The organism is Neisseria lisongii (assembly GCF_028463985.1).
Classification (GTDB): Bacteria; Pseudomonadota; Gammaproteobacteria; order Burkholderiales; family Neisseriaceae; genus Neisseria; species Neisseria lisongii.
In genome coordinates, this window is the sequence record NZ_CP116766.1 from 708739 (window position 1) to 728135 (window position 19397).

20 protein-coding genes and 3 tRNA genes are annotated in these 19397 nt (G+C 51.8%); 9 read left to right on the forward strand and 14 right to left on the reverse strand.

Annotated features, from left to right (window positions below; genetic code table 11):
• The first annotated feature begins 9 nt into the window (after positions 1 to 9).
• The 5 genes from PJU73_RS03150 to PJU73_RS03170 all read left to right on the forward strand — a co-directional run bounded on the left by PJU73_RS03150 (position 10) and on the right by PJU73_RS03170 (position 2056).
• Positions 10 to 85, forward strand: a tRNA-Gln gene (locus PJU73_RS03150).
• A 13-nt stretch (positions 86 to 98) separates the two neighbouring features.
• Positions 99 to 174, forward strand: a tRNA-Gln gene (locus PJU73_RS03155).
• 10 nt (positions 175 to 184) lie between these two features.
• A tRNA-Gln gene (locus PJU73_RS03160) sits at positions 185 to 260 on the forward strand.
• Between the two features lie 173 nt (positions 261 to 433).
• Complete coding sequence (locus PJU73_RS03165; protein WP_237091103.1) at positions 434 to 1420, forward strand: ribose-phosphate pyrophosphokinase; 987 nt, start codon at positions 434 to 436, stop codon at positions 1418 to 1420.
• A 63-nt stretch (positions 1421 to 1483) separates the two neighbouring features.
• Positions 1484 to 2056 (forward strand): 50S ribosomal protein L25/general stress protein Ctc, encoded by a 573-nt coding sequence (locus PJU73_RS03170; RefSeq protein ID WP_237091104.1) that lies wholly within the window; start codon positions 1484 to 1486, stop codon positions 2054 to 2056.
• Between the two features lie 105 nt (positions 2057 to 2161).
• Here PJU73_RS03170 and PJU73_RS03175 read toward each other — a convergent pair whose 3' ends face one another.
• From PJU73_RS03175 to PJU73_RS03205, 7 genes are all read right to left on the reverse strand, one after another.
• Positions 2162 to 3043 (reverse strand): NAD(P)H-hydrate dehydratase, encoded by an 882-nt coding sequence (locus PJU73_RS03175; protein WP_237091105.1) that lies wholly within the window; start codon positions 3041 to 3043, stop codon positions 2162 to 2164.
• Positions 3044 to 3130: 87 nt separating this feature from the next.
• Positions 3131 to 3961, reverse strand: coding sequence for a symmetrical bis(5'-nucleosyl)-tetraphosphatase (locus PJU73_RS03180; RefSeq protein WP_237091106.1), 831 nt, complete (start codon positions 3959 to 3961; stop codon positions 3131 to 3133).
• A gap of 84 nt (positions 3962 to 4045) precedes the next feature.
• Positions 4046 to 4432 (reverse strand): deaminase RidA, encoded by a 387-nt coding sequence (gene ridA, locus PJU73_RS03185; protein ID WP_237091107.1) that lies wholly within the window; start codon positions 4430 to 4432, stop codon positions 4046 to 4048.
• A gap of 186 nt (positions 4433 to 4618) precedes the next feature.
• Entirely contained in the window at positions 4619 to 5794 is a 1176-nt protein-coding gene (gene hemW, locus PJU73_RS03190; RefSeq protein ID WP_237091108.1) for a radical SAM family heme chaperone HemW, read from the reverse strand.
• A gap of 98 nt (positions 5795 to 5892) precedes the next feature.
• Positions 5893 to 6492: an RdgB/HAM1 family non-canonical purine NTP pyrophosphatase gene (gene rdgB, locus PJU73_RS03195; protein WP_237091109.1), complete on the reverse strand. Its 600-nt coding sequence runs from the start codon at positions 6490 to 6492 to the stop codon at positions 5893 to 5895.
• Positions 6492 to 6698: an NGO_0222 family membrane protein gene (locus tag PJU73_RS03200; RefSeq protein WP_237091110.1), complete on the reverse strand. Its 207-nt coding sequence runs from the start codon at positions 6696 to 6698 to the stop codon at positions 6492 to 6494. The genes rdgB and PJU73_RS03200 overlap by 1 nt, the downstream gene beginning before the upstream one ends.
• A 148-nt stretch (positions 6699 to 6846) precedes the next feature.
• Positions 6847 to 8238, reverse strand: a complete 1392-nt coding sequence (locus tag PJU73_RS03205; protein ID WP_237091111.1) for a nucleobase:cation symporter-2 family protein — start codon at positions 8236 to 8238, stop codon at positions 6847 to 6849.
• A gap of 319 nt (positions 8239 to 8557) precedes the next feature.
• Here PJU73_RS03205 and dapA point away from each other — a divergent pair, with 319 nt between their 5' ends.
• From dapA to PJU73_RS03220, 3 genes are all read left to right on the forward strand, one after another.
• Complete coding sequence (gene dapA, locus PJU73_RS03210) at positions 8558 to 9433, forward strand: 4-hydroxy-tetrahydrodipicolinate synthase (RefSeq protein ID WP_237091112.1); 876 nt, start codon at positions 8558 to 8560, stop codon at positions 9431 to 9433.
• A gap of 23 nt (positions 9434 to 9456) precedes the next feature.
• Positions 9457 to 10596, forward strand: a complete 1140-nt coding sequence (locus PJU73_RS03215) for an NlpB/DapX family lipoprotein (protein WP_237091113.1) — start codon at positions 9457 to 9459, stop codon at positions 10594 to 10596.
• Between the two features lie 138 nt (positions 10597 to 10734).
• On the forward strand, positions 10735 to 11439 hold the full coding sequence (locus tag PJU73_RS03220) for a fumarylacetoacetate hydrolase family protein (protein WP_237091114.1): 705 nt from the start codon (positions 10735 to 10737) through the stop codon (positions 11437 to 11439).
• 109 nt (positions 11440 to 11548) lie between these two features.
• Here PJU73_RS03220 and PJU73_RS03225 read toward each other — a convergent pair whose 3' ends face one another.
• The 4 genes from PJU73_RS03225 to PJU73_RS03240 all read right to left on the reverse strand — a co-directional run bounded on the left by PJU73_RS03225 (position 11549) and on the right by PJU73_RS03240 (position 15735).
• Entirely contained in the window at positions 11549 to 12280 is a 732-nt protein-coding gene (locus PJU73_RS03225; protein ID WP_237091115.1) for a phosphoadenylyl-sulfate reductase, read from the reverse strand.
• A 128-nt stretch (positions 12281 to 12408) separates the two neighbouring features.
• On the reverse strand, positions 12409 to 13470 hold the full coding sequence (gene dinB / locus PJU73_RS03230) for a DNA polymerase IV (RefSeq protein WP_237091116.1): 1062 nt from the start codon (positions 13468 to 13470) through the stop codon (positions 12409 to 12411).
• A 114-nt stretch (positions 13471 to 13584) separates the two neighbouring features.
• A complete protein-coding gene (locus tag PJU73_RS03235; RefSeq protein WP_237091117.1) occupies positions 13585 to 14634 on the reverse strand; it encodes a sulfate ABC transporter substrate-binding protein in 1050 nt (349 codons plus the stop codon).
• Positions 14635 to 14790: 156 nt separating this feature from the next.
• A complete protein-coding gene (locus tag PJU73_RS03240) occupies positions 14791 to 15735 on the reverse strand; it encodes a GlxA family transcriptional regulator (RefSeq protein ID WP_237091118.1) in 945 nt (314 codons plus the stop codon).
• Between the two features lie 135 nt (positions 15736 to 15870).
• Between PJU73_RS03240 and PJU73_RS03245 the strand changes: the two genes are divergently transcribed.
• Positions 15871 to 16722, forward strand: coding sequence for an MBL fold metallo-hydrolase (locus PJU73_RS03245; protein ID WP_237091119.1), 852 nt, complete (start codon positions 15871 to 15873; stop codon positions 16720 to 16722).
• 63 nt (positions 16723 to 16785) lie between these two features.
• Here PJU73_RS03245 and PJU73_RS03250 read toward each other — a convergent pair whose 3' ends face one another.
• The 3 genes from PJU73_RS03250 to PJU73_RS03260 all read right to left on the reverse strand — a co-directional run bounded on the left by PJU73_RS03250 (position 16786) and on the right by PJU73_RS03260 (position 19396).
• Positions 16786 to 17268 (reverse strand): GNAT family N-acetyltransferase, encoded by a 483-nt coding sequence (locus tag PJU73_RS03250; protein ID WP_237091120.1) that lies wholly within the window; start codon positions 17266 to 17268, stop codon positions 16786 to 16788.
• A 100-nt stretch (positions 17269 to 17368) separates the two neighbouring features.
• Positions 17369 to 18517 carry a 5-(carboxyamino)imidazole ribonucleotide synthase gene (locus tag PJU73_RS03255; protein WP_237091121.1) on the reverse strand — a complete coding sequence of 383 codons (1149 nt, stop codon included), beginning with the start codon at positions 18515 to 18517 and terminating at the stop codon, positions 17369 to 17371.
• Between the two features lie 24 nt (positions 18518 to 18541).
• Positions 18542 to 19396: an NgoMIV family type II restriction endonuclease gene (locus tag PJU73_RS03260; RefSeq protein WP_237091122.1), complete on the reverse strand. Its 855-nt coding sequence runs from the start codon at positions 19394 to 19396 to the stop codon at positions 18542 to 18544.
• Position 19397 lies beyond the last annotated feature (1 nt).

Below are 19397 nucleotides of genomic sequence, written 5' to 3' on the forward strand. Positions count from 1 at the left end.
AGAAAATGTTGGGGAGTCGTCAAGCGGTTAAGACACTGGATTTTGATTCCAGCATGCGAAGGTTCGAATCCTTCCTCCCCAGCCATACAGTTTTCTGCTGGGGAGTCGTCAAGCGGTTAAGACACTGGATTTTGATTCCAGCATGCGAAGGTTCGAATCCTTCCTCCCCAGCCACACCCTTTGTTGGGGAGTCGTCAAGCGGTTAAGACACTGGATTTTGATTCCAGCATGCGAAGGTTCGAATCCTTCCTCCCCAGCCAGACAAAAGCGTGTAAGATTACCTTACACGCTTTTTTAATGCCGGTTTTGCCATATCATATTGGTTTTCTCTGCTATTGTGCGTATAATGTCGGCCGGATAACCGAACATTCAAGCAGAGGCTGATATGGCGTTCTCTGAGCAAAAATCAAATCTACAATCAAATGGTGAAGATATGGCTGCATACGATGGTTTAATGGTGTTTACCGGCAATGCCAATCCCGAATTGGCACAACGGGTTGTCAAACATTTGGATATTTCTTTGGGCGGCGCTTCCGTCAGCAAATTTTCAGACGGCGAAGTGGCTGTCGAACTGCTGGAAAACGTGCGCGGCCGAGATGTGTTTATTCTGCAACCAACCTGCGCACCGACCAACGACAACCTGATGGAAATCCTGACCATGGCAGATGCGTTGAAACGGGCTTCTGCAGGCCGGATTACCGCAGCCATTCCTTACTTCGGCTATGCCCGCCAAGACCGCCGTCCCCGTTCGGTACGGGTGCCGATTTCGGCAAAACTGGTGGCCAATATGCTGTATTCGGCAGGCATCGACCGTGTCTTGACTGTAGATTTGCATGCCGACCAAATTCAGGGCTTTTTCGATATTCCGGTGGACAATATTTACGCCACCCCGATTTTGTTGAACGATATTGCCCAACAGCGCATCGACAACCTGATGGTGGTCAGCCCCGATGTCGGCGGCGTAGTACGCGCCCGTGCGGTGGCCAAATCATTAAACGTGGACTTGGCAATTATCGACAAACGCCGCCCGAAAGCCAATGTTGCCGAAGTCATGAACATCATCGGCGATGTACAAGACCGCACCTGCTTGATTGTGGACGATATGATCGATACCGCCAACACCTTGTGCAAAGCCGCTTCGGCGCTCAAAGCCCGTGGTGCAGCCCGAGTATTGGCCTACGCAACCCACCCTGTATTTTCCGGTGAAGCAATTTCCCGCATTGCTTCTTCCGATATCGACCAAGTAGTCGTAACCGATACCATTCCATTATCGGAAGCCGCACGCAACTGCGACCGCATCCGTCAGGTAACGATTGCCGGTCTGTTGGCTGAAACGGTACGCCGTATCAGCAATGAAGAATCTGTTTCATATCTTTTCAACGAAGATGTGTTAAACGGTGGCGGCGTTTTGCTGCCTTAACCCCAAACCGCCTAAGCTGGTCGCGGCCGACGGCGGATTATTCATTTACTGGAGTATTTAACTATGTCATACGAAATTCAAGCATCTGTTCGCGAAGATAAAGGCACTGGTGCGAGCCGCCGCCTGCGTCGCGAAGGACAAATCCCTGCCATTTTGTACGGTGAAGGCCAAGACGCAGTAGCGATTGCCGTTGACCACAAAACCGTATTCTACGCATTGGAAAAAGAATCTTTCCACACTGCACTGATTAATCTGGTTGTAGACGGCAAAGCACAACAAGTTATCGTACGCGATTTCCAAATGCACCCGTTCCGCCAACAAGTGCAACACATCGACTTCCAAGCCGTTCAAGCCGATCTGCCGATCCGTATCCGTGTTCCGCTGCACATCGTAAACGCTGAAAACTCTCAAGCCGTTAAACTGCAAGGCGGCCGTGTTTCTCTGTTGAACACCACCGTAGAAGTATTGGCTCTGCCTGCCAACATTCCGGCATTCTTGGAACTGGATTGCGCTGCCGTAGTAGCCGGCGACATTCTGCACCTGAGCGATGTTAAATTCCCAGAAGGCGTGGAAAGCGTTTCTCTGAAACGTAACGAAAACTTGGCGATTGCAACCGTTACCGGTAAAAAACGCTAATTAAACTCAAATTTCCGATATTTCGGAAATCATATCAAAAACGGATTTTGTCTCGGCAAAATCCGTTTTTTATTGAATATTATGGTATGGTTAGGTCTAAATATTTCAGTTATCCGTAATCAACCGGTTGCGCAGCCATCTGGCTGCGGGGGCGATTTCTCCGGCGAGCATGCCGATTTCGCCTTGTCGGGTTTTCAGTAAATCGGCGGCGGTGCCGTGCAGCCAGACTGCGGCGCAGGTGGCTTGCCATAAGTCGATCGTTTGTGCGGTCAGGCTGCCGATGATGCCGCTTAATACGTCGCCGCTGCCGGCGGTTGCTAATCCTGCATTGCCGCTGAAATTGGTTTCGATGTCTCCGTCAGGTGCGGCAATCAGGGTATGATGGCCTTTTAATACGGTTACGGCTTGGAATGTTTGGCTGATTTCTGCTGCGGCTTGCGGGCGGTTGTTTTGGATTTCGGTGGTGGATACATTCAATAGTCGGGCGGCTTCGGCGGGGTGCGGGGTTAAGATGAGTTGCGGGTGGCGGATGGCTGCCTGTCGGTTTTCAGACGGCCTTGCTAACAGGGTGAGTGCGTCTGCGTCGAGCAGCAGCGGGGTATGGGCGGCTTGTTTCAGCACTTGCGATAATGTCTGTTCGGCGGCTTCGTCCAGTCCTAAGCCGCAGCCTGCTACCCAAGCTGTGATGTCGTTGCGTTGCAGCAGCTTTTCGGCTGTTGCCAGCATGATTTCGGGGCGTTCGGGAATCATGGCAAATGGTAGTGAATGTTGCCGAAATCCTGCCCAAACTTTGCCGCAACCCAGATACAGTGCGGCGCTTGCTGCCAATACGAGCGCACCGCTCATGCCTTCTGAGCCGCCGATGATGCCGAGCGTGCCGTAGGTGCCTTTGTGGCTGTCGGCTTTTCGGGGACGGAAAACATCGGGAAAGCGTGAGGCCGTCTGAAAATAGTGGTCAGGTAAAATGGGATTGGAATCGGCAATCATATTTGACACTTGGAGATGGTAAATTCAATTCTAGTAAATTCACTTTAGTAAAAATGGAATAACACGGCCGCTGTTGCCAAGTTGCTTTTATTTCAACACGGTTTTCCAGTTGAGGCCGTTGATGGCATCGACTTGGGTAATGTGTTGGGTATCGAGGTCGATGGCGGTGAGCTTGCCGCCCCAGAGTGCGCCGGTGTCGAGGGAAATGATGTTGTTTGTGTTGAGGTGGCCCAGTGCCGACCAGTGGCCGAAGACAACGGTATGGCTGAGGTGGCGGCGGTCGGGAACTTGGAACCATGCACGCAGGTAGAGGGGCATTTTGTCGAGACCGGCTTTGAAGTCGAATTCGAGTTCGTTGGTAAAGGTCAGCGCCCGCATTCGGGTAAAAACGTTGGTGATGAAGCGCAGGCGTTTGTAGCCGCCCAAGTCTTCTTTCCAAGCGGTCGGGGTGTTGCCGTACATTTTGCTGAAAAAGGTTTCGACTCGTTTGCCTTGCAGTTCGTGTTCGACTTCTTCGGCAAGGCTTTGGGCTTGTTCGACGCTCCATTGGGGCAAAATGCCGGCGTGAGCCATAACATAGCGGTCGGTTTGAATCAGCAGGCTTTGGCGGCGCAGCCAGTCGAGCATGGTTTTGCTTTGGGGGTGTTTGAGGATAGGGCTGAGGGTGTCGCTGCGTTTGAGCGATCCGTGTCCGTAGCCGACGGCGAGCAGATGCAGGTCGTGGTTACCGAGAACGATGCGGACGCTGCTTTCGTGTTTCATGGCAAATTGCAGCGCTTCCAGAGATTTGGGGCCGCGATTGACGATGTCGCCGGTGAGCCAGAGGGTGTCGTTGCCGTGGTTGAAGCCGATTTTGTGCAATAAGGCGGTTAATTCGTCATAACAGCCTTGAATATCGCCGATTGCGTAGTGTGCCATGTGGGAAAATCCGTCGAATAGGTTTTCAGACGGCCTGTTGCCGGAATATTGACAACAGGCCGTCTGAAAACGGGGGTGATGTGATTAAGCGAGTACCAATACGGCTTCTGCTTCAACCTGTACGCCTTTCGGCAGGGCGGCTACGCCGACGGCGGCGCGCGCCGGAAAGGGCTGCTCGATAAATTCGGCCATTACTTCGTTGAAGATGGCGAAGTTGGACAGGTCGGTCAGGTAGGCGTTGAGTTTGACGATGTCTTTCAGCGATCCGCCGGCGGCTTCAGCAACGGCTTGCAGGTTTTTAAAGACTTGCACGGCTTCGGTACGGAAATCGCCGTTGCCGGCTACAGTCATGGTTTCAGGGTCTAAAGGAATTTGGCCGCTCAGGTAAACAGTATTGCCGGCACGCACGGCTTGGCTGTATGCGCCGATGGCGGCGGGGGCTTTGTCGGTATGAATGATGGTTTTTGACATGAGTATTCTCCTTGAAGTGTCATCGTAAAATAAGCGTTCTGCTGTGGCTTATTATCTTATAATCGGCGGCGTTGGGCAATGTGTCGTTGTACTCAAGCCTGTTTTAACTTGCCTTGCTTAATTTTAGTGAAACCTGCGTTTTTCAGACGGCCTAGCCAAGCCGTCTGAAAAACGCAGGTTCAGGGGTTACAGAAAACATTGCAGCAAATCATTGAGAAACAGCTTGCCTTGCTCGGTCGGGCGGAATACGGTCGGGTCGGTTTCGAGCAGGCCTTTTCGGCGGGCAGTTTCGAGTTGGGGCAGGATTGATGCGGCGCTCAGTCCGGTACGCTGCGGCAGCAGGGCGGCGGGTACGCCGTCGTGCAGGCGCAGGGCGTTCATCATAAATTCAAATGCCAAATCTTCAGCGGCAATGTTTTTGCGTTCAACAGCTTCTTGCGGCTGATTTTGCATGGCGGCGAGATAGTCGTTGGGGTGGCGGCGGCGGACGGTGCGTTCGATGCGGTCGGGATAAGAGATTTTACCGTGTGCGCCGGCACCGATGCCGAGATAGTCGCCGAATTGCCAATAATTCAGATTGTGGCGGCACTGTTTGCCCGCTTGCGCAAATGCGGAAGTTTCGTAATGGATAAATCCGGCTTGTGCTAAGGTTTGGTGGACGGCATCTTCAATGTCCAAAGCGGCTTCATCATCTGGCAGGCCTTTGGGCGGCGTGTGGCCGAACGGGGTATTCGGTTCCATGGTCAGATGATAGGCGCTGATGTGGCTTGCGCCGGTGGCGATAGCGGTCTGCACATCATTTAATGCTCCATCTAAGGTTTGCTGCGGCAGGGCATACATCAAGTCGATATTGACTTTATCAAACAATTTTAATGCAGTATCGATGGCGGCAAGGGCTTCTTTGCCGTTATGCACCCGCCCCAAGCGTTGTAGCATGGTGTCATCGAAACTTTGTACGCCGACCGACAGGCGGGTAATGCCGGCATCTTTGAAACCTTGGAATTTTTCGATTTCAAACGTCCCCGGATTGGCTTCAAGGGTGATTTCGGCATCGGGTTGCAGCCGCAGCAGCGAGCGTATGCCGCTGAGCAGGCGGTCGATGGATTGCGCCTGAAACAGGCTGGGCGTGCCGCCGCCGATAAAAACGGTTTCGACAGGCCGCCCCCAGATATTCGGCAACTCGGTCTGCAAATCGGTGAGCAGGGCATCGATGTATGCGTTTTCGGGCAGACCGTTTTTCAGGCTGTGGGAATTAAAATCGCAATACGGGCATTTTTTCAGACACCACGGAATATGGATATACAGCGACAAAGGCGGCAGGCTGGTCAGGGTTGGAGCGGTTGCAAAGCTGATGGGCGGCATGGTTGTGTTTGGAGTGGGATAATTTTGGTGAGGCCGTCTGAAAACCCGCTCCGCTTGTTTGGGCTTGGTTTTCAGACGGCATGGATTGATGTGATGATTTATGCGGAACAGGTTTCCAGCTTTTCCAGCAACTGTTGCAGCGCCTGTCCTCGGTGGCTGACGGCGTTTTTCACATCGGCACTCAATTCGGCGGCGGTGCAGCCGTGGTCGGGCAGATAAAAATGCGGGTCATAGCCGAAACCGCCGTCGCCTGCGGCGGTGTCTTGCCATTGTCCGTGCCAAATGCCTTCGGCGATAATCGGCTGCGGGTCGTGTTCGTGGCGGACCAAAACCAATACGCAGACGTAATAACAGTTTTTATCATTGTGTGCCGCCAAATCGGCGCAGAGTTTGGCATTGTTGGCGCTATCCGATTTCGGGTTGCTTCCGGCATAGCGTGCCGATAAAACGCCCGGTGCGCCGCCCAATGCGGGAACGCAGATGCCGCTGTCGTCAGCCAAGGCGGGCAGACCGCTGTGTTTGGCGGCGTGGCGGGCTTTGGCAAGGGCGTTTTCGACAAAGGTGAAATAAGGCTCGGGACATTCCGGCGTGTCAAACTGCGATTGCGGTAAAACTTCAATCTGTTTGGCAGCAAAGAGGCGTGAAAATTCTCTGAGTTTGCCGGCGTTGCCGCTGGCTAAAACGATTTTTTCCAACATTATCGGTTTCCTTCTTGGGGCGGACGGCGGGCATACAGTGCCAAGGCGGCAATTTGCCCGAAAACGGCGGCAAACGAAAACAGAAAAGCCGCCACGGCATAGGCTTTTTCGCCGTGGGCGAGCAGATAACTACCCAGCAGAATCAGTGCCATAAACAGCAGGGTAAAAAAGATGATGCAGAGCAGATAAATGCGGCGGCGGTTCATGCGGCGGCCTTTTCAGTGCAAAGGGGTAAGTATATAGCGGAACGCACTGATTTGCCAGCAGACCGCTTGGCGAGAAAAAAGCCTTGTCGGGCAGACAAGGCTGGTGTTTTGTACCGCAAGGCCGTCTGAAAACGGCGTTTTGGTAAATTTAATGTTCTAAGTGGTCGGTATCGACATATACCGCCGGATCGGTTTTGTCTTCGGGCAAGACTAAGTTCAGAATCACCGCCATAATGCCGCCGGCGGAAATTGAGTTTTGAAACAGAACCGGCAGGTTTTTAAACACTTCCGGTTCAAACGCCACACCCAAGCCGATGCCGACCGAAGTGGCGGCGATAATCGCTTCCCGGCGGCGGATGCCGTTGCTTACCAAAATCCGTACGCCCGCAATCGCAATCAGGCCGAACATCAACACCATTGCGCCGCCCAAAACCGGTGCCGGAATGGTGGTAAACGCCCGCCCGATAACGGGAAACAGCCCGAGCAGTACCAAAATCACGGCAATATATTTGCCGACATGGCGAGAAGCCACGCCGGTCATTTGAATTACGCCGTTGTTTTGCGCAAAAGTGGTCAGCGGCAGCGAACCCAAGGCGGTGGCAATCACGGAAACCAAGCCGTCCGCCAATACGCCGCCTTTCAGACGGCCGGTGTATTCCTTGCCCTCAATCGGCTGGTCGGACACCATCGCCGTAGCGGTCAAATCGCCGACCGCTTCAAACACGCTTAACAGATAAATCGCACCGGCCACGATAAAAGCGTGCCAGTCAAACGCAAAACCGTATTTGAACGGCACGGGAACGGTAATCAGCGGCAGGTTTTCCAGTGCGGAAAAATCCACTTTGCCCAAGAGCAGGGCGGCGATGTAGCCGACAATCAGGCCGACGGCAATACCGCTCATGCGCAGCAGCGGGTTTTTCAGGCAGTTGAACAGCAACACAATCAGCAACACCAGCGAAGCCAGTCCCAAGTTTTCCAGCGAGCCGAACGAGCCGTCGGCCTTGGCAGCAAAACCGCCGCCGAAATCGGTAATGCCGACATGAATCAGGCTCAAACCGATCAACATCACCACCACGCCGCTGACGGTCGGGGTAATCACTTTTTTCAGATAAGGCAGCAGATAGGCGGAAAAACACACCAAAAATGCGCCGACAAACGACACACCCAGCAAAGTGGAAATCATGGCGTTTTCATCCAAGCCGCCTTCTTTCATGCCCACGCCCAGCGCAATCATCACGGTTACAAATGAAAAATTGACCGATTGGATCGACAACATGCCCGACCCGACCGGCCCGAAACGGTTTACCTGCAAATAAGTGCCGATACCCGATGCCACCATCGCCATCGACACCAGATAGGCGGTCATGTCCACCGGCAGATTCAAAGCGCCGCCGACAATCAGCGCCGGAGTAATCATCGGCACAAAAATCGCCAGCAAATGCGTTACCGCACTCAATAAAGCATTGCCGAAAGGCGGTTTGTCTTCTAAACGGTATAATAAATCCGGCGATTGCGCCGGTTGGTGAGATGATTCAGCCATGTTGGATTCCTTGTAAAAATATTTAAAGATGAAGCGGGAGAATCAGTAAAAATAGGTAATTCTGTCGGGCGGATTGTATAGAATTTACGGCGTATCGGCAATTTTCAGACGGCCTTGATTCGGGTTTTGCATATTTTAATATTCTTCCCGAAAGCAAAGTCGGATAATTCAATATACTGTTTTTTAAAAATAAATGCAGATTTTGCAAAATATGCGGCCGCCAAACGGCAGGCGGCATGAGTACACAATGTTTCACACGGGCAACAAACTAGGCTACAATCTCCACCATTACCGCCCTCTACACAATAAAGGTTTCATTATGTTACAAGGTAGCTTGGTTGCCCTGATTACCCCGATGAATCAAGACGGCAGCATCAATTTCGAACAACTCCGCAGTCTCATCGACTGGCATATCGAAAACGGCACCGACGGCATTGTTGCTGTCGGCACGACAGGCGAAAGTGCGACATTATCGGTAGCCGAGCATTTGTCTGTGATTGAAGAAACCGTCAAACACACCAACAAACGCGTGCCGGTGATTGCCGGTACCGGTGCCAACAACACTCAAGAAGCCATCGAGCTTTCCAAAGCCGCCGAGAAGGCGGGCGCAGATTACACCCTGTCTGTTGTGCCTTACTACAACAAACCTTCCCAAGAAGGCATTTACCGCCATTTCAAAGCCATTGCCGAAGCCGTGGCCATTCCGATGATTATTTATAATGTACCGGGCCGCACCGTTGTCAGCATGAGCAATGAAACCATACTGCGTCTGGCGGAAATCCCGAACATTGTCGGCGTAAAAGAAGCCAGCGGCAACATCGCCGCCAATATCGAACTGATTAACCAAGCGCCTGAAGATTTTGTGGTATTGTCGGGCGACGACCCGACCGGCATGGTGTTTATGCTCGCCGGCGGACGGGGCGTGATTACCGTAGCGGCAAACGTTGCCCCCAGACTGTTTGCCGATATGTGCCGTGCGTCTCTGGCTGGTAATATCGCTGAAGCACGCCGTCTGAATCAGCAGCTGATTCCGATCTACAACACCATGTTCTGCGAACCAAGTCCAGCCGCACCGAAATGGGGCGTAGCTGCTTTGGGCAAATGCGAACCTTACGTCCGCCTACCTTTGGTAGAGCTGAGCGAAGCCGGTCAGCAGAAAGTACGCAGTGCCTTGCAGGCTGCGCAACAGATTTGAGCAAATTGATACAGGAAGTTTATATGAAATATATCAAACCGGCGGTTTTAGCCGTTTCTTTGATGAGTATCGCCGCCTGTTCGAGCAATAAAGCAGAACAGCCGAAGCTGGATTATCAGAGCCAAAACCGGAAAATCGTCAATCTGGAAGTCCCACCGGATTTAAACGATCCTGCTCAGGGCAATCTGTATCAAGTGCCTGCAGGCAGCGGCGCAGTGCGTGCCAGCGAATTGAGCGGCAGCAAAAACCGCACACCGGCAGTGCAGCAGCCTGCAAACCAAACCGTATTGCAAGCCGTTAAAGGCGTTCGCTTGGAGCGGGACGGCAGCCAGCGCTGGGTAGCCGTAGAGGGCAAAAAACCGGCAGAATTGTGGCCGCTCTTGAAAGCCTTCTGGCAGGAAAACGGCTTTGACATCAAATCCGAAGAACCGGCCATCGGCCAAATGGAAACCGAATGGGCGGAAAACCGGGCAAAAGTGCCGCAAGATGTGGTACGCCGCCTGTTTGACAAAGTCGGCTTGGGCGGCATTTATTCCACCAGCGAGCGGGATAAATTCATTATCCGTATCGAGCAGGGAAAAAACGGCGTAACCGATGTCTTCTTTGCCCACAAAGGTCTGCAGGAAGTGTATGGCGAGAAAAGCAAAGACACCACCGTATGGCAGCCCCGTCCGAACGATCCGAACCTCGAAGCCGCATTCCTAGCCCGCTTTATGCAGTATCTCGGCGTAGATGAAAAACAGGCCGAAAACGCCCTGAGCGAGAGCGTTGCCCAACGCAGCAGCACTTCCGAACTGGCGAAACTGGACGGCAACACCTTGCTGCTTTCCGGCGATTACGATCGCAACTGGCGCCGCACCGCCTTAGCACTCGACCGCATCGGCCTGACCGTGGTCGGACAAAACGATGAGCGCCATGCCTTTTTAGTGCAACCGGCGCTGACCGAAAGCGAAGCCGTCCGCAACCAACAACCGGGCATATTCAGCCGCTGGTTCAGCAAAGGCAGCAATAAAAAAGCCGACGCTGCACAACCTGAAATCATCGTCTATGTCGAGCCGCTGAAAAACGCCACCCGTGTCAGCCTGTTGAATAAAGACGGCAGCAGCTACAAAGGCAAAGATGCCGCCACCTTTATCAGCCGCCTGCACGCCGAACTGCGTTAAACCGAGTGCCGAAAACAGCTTTTGATGGTTTCAAAAGCTGTTTTTTCATTTATTTTGTTTTGAACGAGACAAGAAGGCCGTCTGAAAATCGGTATATTAAAGTAAACACCAATAAAGTTATGCTACAAGGAGTTTGATATGGCTTATGTTTTTCCGCCGCACCAAAATGCGGCCTTGTCGGTTTACGGCAGCGATGAACTGTATCCCGTCCGCCGGATTTACTGCGTGGGGCGCAACTATGCGGAACACGCACGGGAAATGGGTTCCGATCCCGATAAAGAGCCGCCGTTTTTCTTTTGCAAGCCGAACGACTGCGAATCGGTGGTGGCAGCCAAACAGGAGGAAACGCTGCACATTCCGTATCCGCCGCTGACACAGAATTTTCATTATGAAGCGGAATTAGTCGTTGCCATCGGCAAGGGCGGCGCAAATATTTCGGCGGTGCAGGCCAAAGAACATATTTTCGGCTATGCGGTCGGCTTGGACATGACCCGACGGGATTTGCAGAAAACCATGAAAGATACCGGCAGACCGTGGGAAATCGGCAAAGCGTTCGACTATTCCGCCCCCATCAGCCCGCTGCGCCGCCGTGAAGAAGCAGTTAATGTCGGGCAGGCGGCAATCCGTTTACAGGTGAATGATGTTGAAAAACAGAATAGCAACATCGGTAATTTGATTTGGTCGGTGGAAGAAGTTATCAGCAAATTATCCGAACTGTTTACCCTTCACCCCGGCGATTTGATCTTCACCGGCACGCCCGAAGGTGTCGGCGCTGTGGTATCCGGCGACAGCTTGAATGCCGAAGTTGAAGAAATAGGCCGTCTGAATGTGGTGATTGACTGAGTTTCAGCGTACAACTTATTTCATCATATTTTTGTTGAACACTGATATTCTTATACAGTAAATGCCGTCTGAAAATCGATTTTCAGACGGCATGATTATTGGTGTCTGCTTATTTGTGCAAGCCGCATTCTTTGCTGTCTTTGTTTTCCCACCACCAGCGGCCGGCGCGGATGTCTTCACCGAGTTTGACGGGGCGGGTGCAGGGTTCGCAGCCTATGCTGGGGTAGCCTTGGCGGTATAAGTCGTTGAGCGGAATGTTGTAGGTTTGGGCGTAGGCCCAGACATCGTGTTCTTCCCAGTCGAAAATCGGGTTGAATTTGGCGATGTTGCGGCTGCCGTCGTGTTCTTCAAAGGCCAGTTCGCTGCGGGTGGCGGATTGGCTGCGGCGTTGTCCGGTCAGCCATGCGGGGGCTTGGGACAGGGCTCGGTTGAGCGGTTCGATTTTGCGGATATGGCAACATTGGCGGCGGTTTTCCACGCTTTCGTAAATGGCGGACGTGCCAAACTGCTGTTCGAAAGCGGCGGCGGCTTCGGGCTGCGGCCGGTACACTTCCAAGGCAATGCCGTATTGCTTTTGGGTGGCGGCAATCAGGGCTTCGGTTTCGGGATTGAGTTTGCCGGTATTCAGGGTGATGATGCGCACCGGTAATTTCAGACGGCATAAGGCATCGGTAATCACCATGTCTTCGGCGGCAAGGCTGGAGGCGAAAACGGCTTGGGGAAAGCGGCGGGCGATTTCTACCAGCCGTTGTTCCAGATTTTGTACCAAAGCCGGTAGGTTTTGCATGTGTTCGGGGCTGATTTCGGGAATCTGCCAAAGCTGCGGGCGGAATAATGACATCGGGCGTGTTCCTGTGAGTTGGGCGGCATTTGGGTTGTAGTGAATATTGTGATGATGCCGTCTGAAAATGATGTTTTGGAATTGTCCGCCCAATCGCAGGTAATGGGAAATAATGCTTTTCTATTTTCTTATAACCAAAGTGCGGGCTGTTGGTTTTTGGGAAACAGGCGGCTGACACCGATGCCGATCAGGCGGTAGGTGTCGTGTTCCTGTTGCGGCGGTAGGCGTTGCAGCAGGGTTTGGGCGGCGCACAGCAGCGATTGGCAATCGGGAAAGGGTGAGGAATAGGTCAGCGAGCGGGTGAGGGTACGGAAATCGTGGGTTTTCAGTTTGAGGGTGATGCTTTTGGCTTCGGTGTGTTTGCGTTCGATTTGCTGCCACAAATCTTCGGCTAGGTGCGGCAAATGGGCGGCGGCTTCGTGCAGCGGCAAATCTTCAGGTAGGGTGATTTCGGTGGAAATCTGCAGGCGTTCCCGCTCGGCTTTGACGGGGCGCTCGTCCACGCCGCGTGCCAAATCGTAGAGACGGTAGCCATAGCGGCCGAAGAGGTTGAGCAATTCGCCGCGGGCAAAGGTTTTCAGGTCGCCGGCGGTCTGCATACCCAGCGACTGCATTTTTTTCAGGGTTACTTTGCCGACACCGGGGATTTTGGTCAGCGGCAAAGTTTCCAAAAATGCGGCGACTTTTTGCGGCGGCAAGACAAATTGTCCGTTCGGCTTGCGCCAGTCGGAATCGATTTTGGCGAGAAATTTGTTGGGTGCAATGCCTGCCGAGGCGGTAAGGCCGGTTTCGGTGAAAATGTCGGCACGAATACTTCGGGCAACGTCGCTGGCATAGGCGATATTCTGCTTATTTCGGGTAACGTCCAGATAGGCTTCGTCTAAAGAAAGCGGCTCGATTAAATCGGTATGCCGTCTGAAAACGGCATGGATTTGCGCCGAAACTTCACGATAAAGTGCAAAATGCGGCGGAATATACACTGCCTGCGGACACAACCGCTTGGCTTTGGCAACCGACATCGCCGAATGCAGCCCGAAGCGGCGGGCTTCGTAAGAGGCGGCACAAATCACCGAACGGCTGCCTTCCCAAGCCACCACCACGGGCTTGCCTTTCAGGTGCGGCTGTTCGCGCAATTCTACGGAAGCGTAAAAAGCGTCCATATCGATGTGAATGATTTTGCGGTCGGACATGATGGCAAATGCGGATAAAAGCGATATTGTACGTCAAAATAAACATGCCGTCTGAAAACGGCTGATCGCTGTTTTCAGACGGCATCTGCGTGTGAAGCGTGTGTGTGTCGGGGCTTATTTTTTATTGGATAATTGATCTACCAAGCCGCCGTCGGCGAAGAAGGTTTTCATAATTTCTTCCCAAGTACCGAATTTTTCATTCGGATCAAAGGTTTCGATGTTTGGGAAATCCGCTTGGTGTTTGGCCAGCACATCGTTGTTTTTCGGACGCAGATACAGTTTGGCCGCCAATTCCTGAGCCGGTTCGCTCCACAGATAGCTCAGATATTCTTCAGCCGCCGCCTGCGTGCCTTTTTTCTCAACGACACTGTCCACCACGGCAACCGGGCTTTGCGAAACCACGGTGTAGCTCGGATACACAATGTCGAATTGGTCTTTGGTCAGATGTTTGCTGACAAAATTGGCTTCGTTTTCAAACGTAATCAACACATCGCCGATATTGCGCTGGGTAAACGTGGTGGTGGCTGCACGGCCGCCGTTTTCAAAAGTCGGAGCGTTTTTCAGCAACGCAGCGGCAAAATTTTGGGCTTGGGTTTCATCGCCGTTGTTGGCTTTCAGGCCATAACCGTATGCACCGAGGAAGGCATAGCGGCCGTTGCCGGTGGTTTTCGGATTGGCCAGCACAATCTGCACGCCGTCTTTAGCCAAGTCGCTCCAGTCTTGAATCTGTTTGGGATTTCCTTTGCGTACCAAAAATACAGTGGTGCTGGTAAACGGAATCGCATTGTCCGGCAAGCGTTGCTGCCAGTCGGCTTTAACCAGCCCTTTTTTCTCCAACAATTCGATGTCGGAAGTCTGGTTCATGGTAACCACATCCGCCGCCAAACCGTTGGCAACCGATAAAGCCTGCTTGCTCGAACCGCCGTGCGATTGCTGAATGCTGATGCCGGTACCATCATGTTTGGCTTGATATTCTTTGATAAACAATGGGTTGTATTCTTTATAAAAGTCCCGTGCCACATCGTAGGATACGTTCAGCAGTTTTACCGCTGCACTGCTATCGGCTTGCGCCTCGGAAGCCGCCGCCGGCGTGTCGGATTTCGGCGAGCAGGCCGCCAGTGTCAACGCAGCACCGGCCGAGAGTAGGATTTTGGCAAATTTCATATCATGATTCCTTATGGATTGAAGTGTTGCCGATACTGTATATCGAATGCGGGTAAGGCGGAAATAATGTTTTCTTTGCCGGTTATCAGTTTTGGTTATAAGAAATGCGGGAGGTTGAAACGGTAGGCCGTCTGAAAACCGCATTTTCAGGCGGCATTATTCATTCCCCCTAAATGCCTTGCGCCATTCATTCGGGCTTAAGTGATACTGTTTTTTGAAATGTTGGCGGAAGCTAACGGCGTTGTTAAAGCCGATTTGTTCGCTGATTTGTTCAATAGACAGCGTGCCACTTTCCAGCAGTTCAAGGCTTTTTTGTAGGCGTTGTTGGATCAGCCACTGGGTGAAACTCGTGCCTGTGAGCTTGTGAAAATGGCGAGTGAAGGTGCGTCGGCTAAGGTGTAGTTGATCGGCGAGATCGTCAATGTGGTGCGGTTCGGCAAGGTGTTGTTGTAGCCATTGCAACAGGTCCTGCCATTTTTGTTGGCGGGTTGTGGGAATGATCGGCTGTTGGATAAATTGTGCCTGATCGCCTTCTCGGTGCGGGGCGGTAACCATTATGCGAGCCACGTTGTTGGCGGTTTTGACCCCGTAGAATTTGCGGATGAGATATAGGCAACAATCCAAACTGGCGCTGGTGCCTGCGGATGTGATGATCCGCTCGTCTTCAATATACAGGGCGTTGGCGTTAAGCCGAACCTGCGGGAAACGCTGGCGGAAATCGGTTTCAGCCAGCCAGTGGGTTGTGGCTTGTTTGCCGTCCAGTAAGCCAGCGTAGGCAAAAGCGTAAGTGCCGTAGCACAGGCTGACCAGATAAGCCCCCCGCTGATAGGCGTGGTGCAAGGCTTCGGCAAGGGCGGGGCTGGGCGGTTGGGTTAAATCCGTCCAACCTGCAATCATCACAATATCGGCTTGCGTAAGGTAGCTTAAATCCTGTTCCGCCTGCACCTGCAACCGCCCGCTTTGCACGCACGACTGTTCGGCGACAAGGGTAAATTCAAACAAACCTTGCCCCGCCAGCACTTCGCTAAAAATGGTGTAAGGTACGGAAAATTGAAAGAAATTCAGTGTCGGTTGTAGCACCAGTGCAATTTTTATCGGCATCGTTTTCTCCTTAAAATTGTCCTAATTCTTTCGTTTAATGGTAAAAAAGTCAATTTTTGGTGGGCAAATTTTTTCGCATAATAACGCCGTGGTCATCACTGTGATGGCTTTGTAATTGATTTAAACGAGGAAACAATGAAATTAAACAAACTCTTATTTGGTATGGCATTAACATCTATGGCGACATCGGCGATGGCATTTGACTATCAACACATCCGCAACGCAACGGCGAAAATTCACTACGGCAACAACACGTTTTTGGTTGATCCCTATTTAGCCCCGAAAGGCAGTTATGAAGGTTTTGCAGGCACGCCGAACAGCCAACTGCGTAATCCGTTGATTGAGATGAAACAGCCTGCCGAAGAGGTGATTAAAGGCATTGACGCCGTGATCGTTACCCATACCCACGACGATCACTGGGACAAAAAAGCTCAGGAAGTCTTGCCGAAAAATATCCCGATTTTTGTACAAAATGCAGGCGACGCTCAGTTAATCCGCTCGCAAGGTTTTAAAGATGTGCGGGTGATGGGGGCAAATACCGATTTCAATGGCGTAAAATTGACCCGCATTAAAGGCGGTCAGCACGGTTCGGACGAAATGTACGCCAACCCGCAACTTGCCGAATTGCTGGGCGATGCGATGGGCTTTGTGATGCAAGGCAAAGATGAAAAGAGCCTGTATATTGTCGGCGATACCGTGTGGAATGAGGCGGTAGAACAGGCGGTTAATCAGTTCAAACCCGATGTGATTGTGATGAACACGGGCTACGCCCAAATTAACGGCTCAACCGACGGCATTATTATGGGCAAAGATGACGTGGCAAAAATGGCAAAATTCCGCCCGCAGGCTGAGATCGTTACCGTGCATATGGATGCAGTGAACCACGGTGCAGTAACTAGCGATGAAATGCGTCAATTTGTCAAACAACAACAGCTTGAAAAACAAGTCGCCGTGCCAAAAGAAGGGCAAGTGGTGAGTTTTAAATAAGACAAGCGGGGTGAAATTTTAAAAGAAAACCGTCTGAAAATCAGATTTTCAGACGGCCTTTGTTTACAGATATTTACGCAGTAGCTCGCATTTGATTTTTATAGTTTTGTTGAGCGGTAAAACGGCTTCGCCTAATGATTCGTAACGGTTGATGTGATAAAAGGGAAGGGAATTGAGCGAGGCGTAGAGTTTTAAGAAATACAGCCCCGCATGGCGTGCCAAGTCTTCGGCTTTTTGCAGCAGCGCTGTGCCGAGTCCCCGATTGTGCAGCAGCGGGTGGACGTAGAGGGCATCGAGTTGGGCTTCTTTAAAGTCGATTTGGAAAAAACCCTGAATAATGTTGCGGTATTCCAAAACCCATAAGGCTTTGTTGCTGTCGGACATGGCTTCGAGGTAGCTTTGGTTGTCGAGCAGGGCTTCCCATGCCTGCAGCGCCTGTTCGTTGTAGCTGTGGATACAGGTATATTGTACGGCGTGCAAGTGGACGTTGTGGATGGCGGCGCAGTCTTGTTCGGTTGCGGGGCGGAGCAGGGTCAGCAGGGGCATGGTTCGGTTTTCTGAAACGGTCTTGAAAAATAGCGGCGGACGGGCGGCAACCGCAATTTTCAGACGGCCTAAGGCCGTCTGAAAATACAGTTTTTTTGAATTACGGCTGCACGCTCAGGCTTTGGTGCAACTGTTGTGCTTCGGTTAAGGCTGTGTTGCTGTCGGCGGCAAGCGTTACAAAATGGCCCATTTTTCTGCCTTTGCGGGCGCTTTTTTTGCCGTAAAGGTGCAGATGGCTGCGGCTGTGGTTTTGTAGCGGCTGCCAATCGGGTTCGCTGCCGTCGCCGCCCCATACGTCGCCGAGAATATTTGCCATACAGCAGGCGGAAAGCAGGCGGGTATCAGCGGGGGCAAGGCCGCACATAATCCGCACCTGCTGTTGAAATTGGTCGGCGGCGCAGGCATCGATGGTGTGGTGGCCGGAATTGTGCGGACGGGGGGCGATTTCGTTGACCACCAATTCATGCGTATCGCCGACTACGAACATTTCCACCGCCAACACACCGACATAATCCAGTTCGTCCGCCAAGCGTTGCGCCATCTGGCGCGCCTGCTGCTGCACGTCGGCACTCAGGCGGGCGGGAACGATGGAGTAGGCTAAGATACCGTTTTCGTGGATATTTTCAGCCGGATCAAAGGTTTGAATATGCTGATTGTCCAGACGACAGACAATCACGGAAATTTCACCGCGCAAATCAACCATTTTTTCCAGCACGCAATCCACGCCGCCGTGTTCGGCAAAAGCAGCTTTGAGTTCGTCTAAAGTTTTGACCCGAATCTGCCCTTTGCCGTCGTAGCCCAAGGTGGCGGTTTTCAAAATGCCCGGCAAAAATGCCGCACTCGCTTCGGTAATATCGTCAGCCCCGCAGACTGCCTGATACGGCGCAGTCTGCAATCCGGCCTTGCGTATCCACGCTTTTTCCTGAATGCGGTTTTGTGCGATTGCCACACAATCACCGCTTGGGGAAACACGGGTATGCTGTGCCAAAAAACGCATGGCATCAGCATTGACGTTTTCAAATTCGGTGGTTACGGCGGCACATTGTGCCAGTTCGTTTAAAGCGGCTTCATCGTCAAACGGCGCACATAAATGGCGGTCGGCAAACTCGGCTGCCGGCGCATTCGGATCGGGATCAAGTACGGTTACTTTATAGCCCATGGTTTTGGCGGCAACGGCAAACATGCGTCCGAGCTGACCGCCGCCAAGGATACCGAGGTTGGCGGGAGGGAGGATGGGGGTGTTTTGCATGGTGTTATTCTTAATAATATAAAATCAGATAGCCAAATCAAGAGGTAAGTCGGAAATATCTTTTAATCGTTTTCCATTTACCATAATGTTAAATAAATCTAAAGCATCTTCATAACCGGAGGCTTGTAAAGTTTTTTCCAGTTCGTATAACGCAAAATGGTAAACGCAGTCGATTTCGCCCGTACCCAAAGCAATAGATGAAATCCGACTTGGTGTTGGTTCAGCAGTAACAACGACAACATGAGGTAAGCGGTCTTTACGATTTCGAACCAGATTTAAGCCTTCAGAACGGGCATTTTGAGCACGGTCGCTGCGTATTGTCCATTTGCATGAAATGCTGGCATGAAGTAGGGGCAGAGTATTGCTTTTTCGAAGACTGGCAAGTGTAGCGATATTGTCATTTACCAAAAATTCATAGCGATTGATTTCTTCATCACCAACTAAATCACGGGTAACAATAATATCGGGCGTAATGGTGTAATCACTGCCTAATGCTGCGGCTAATTCAGGATTGTTTTCTGCCGCTTGGGCAAGTGCGACTAAATGTTCATATTGTTGGTAATGGGCAATTTCCAAGCGGTTTCGCGAACCGACTTGATGCACATTCCAATTTCCGGGGCGTAAATGGTTTAATTTTCTGAATGCTGATTCGACAAACTGGCTGCAAAGTGCTTCAAATTTATTTCCTGAAGTTTGTCCTGCCGCACGTTCAGTAACTGTTTCAGCTTCCAGTAATTCCGCAATACCTTTAGCGATGGCGCAGCTTCTACCGTTGCTCCCGTCTGCATTACTGACTACGCCTTTGCTATTAGTGGTCAGAATGCTGCCTAATAATTTTTGATGGAATATTTTACGTTCAAGCTCAAAAATCGGACTCATA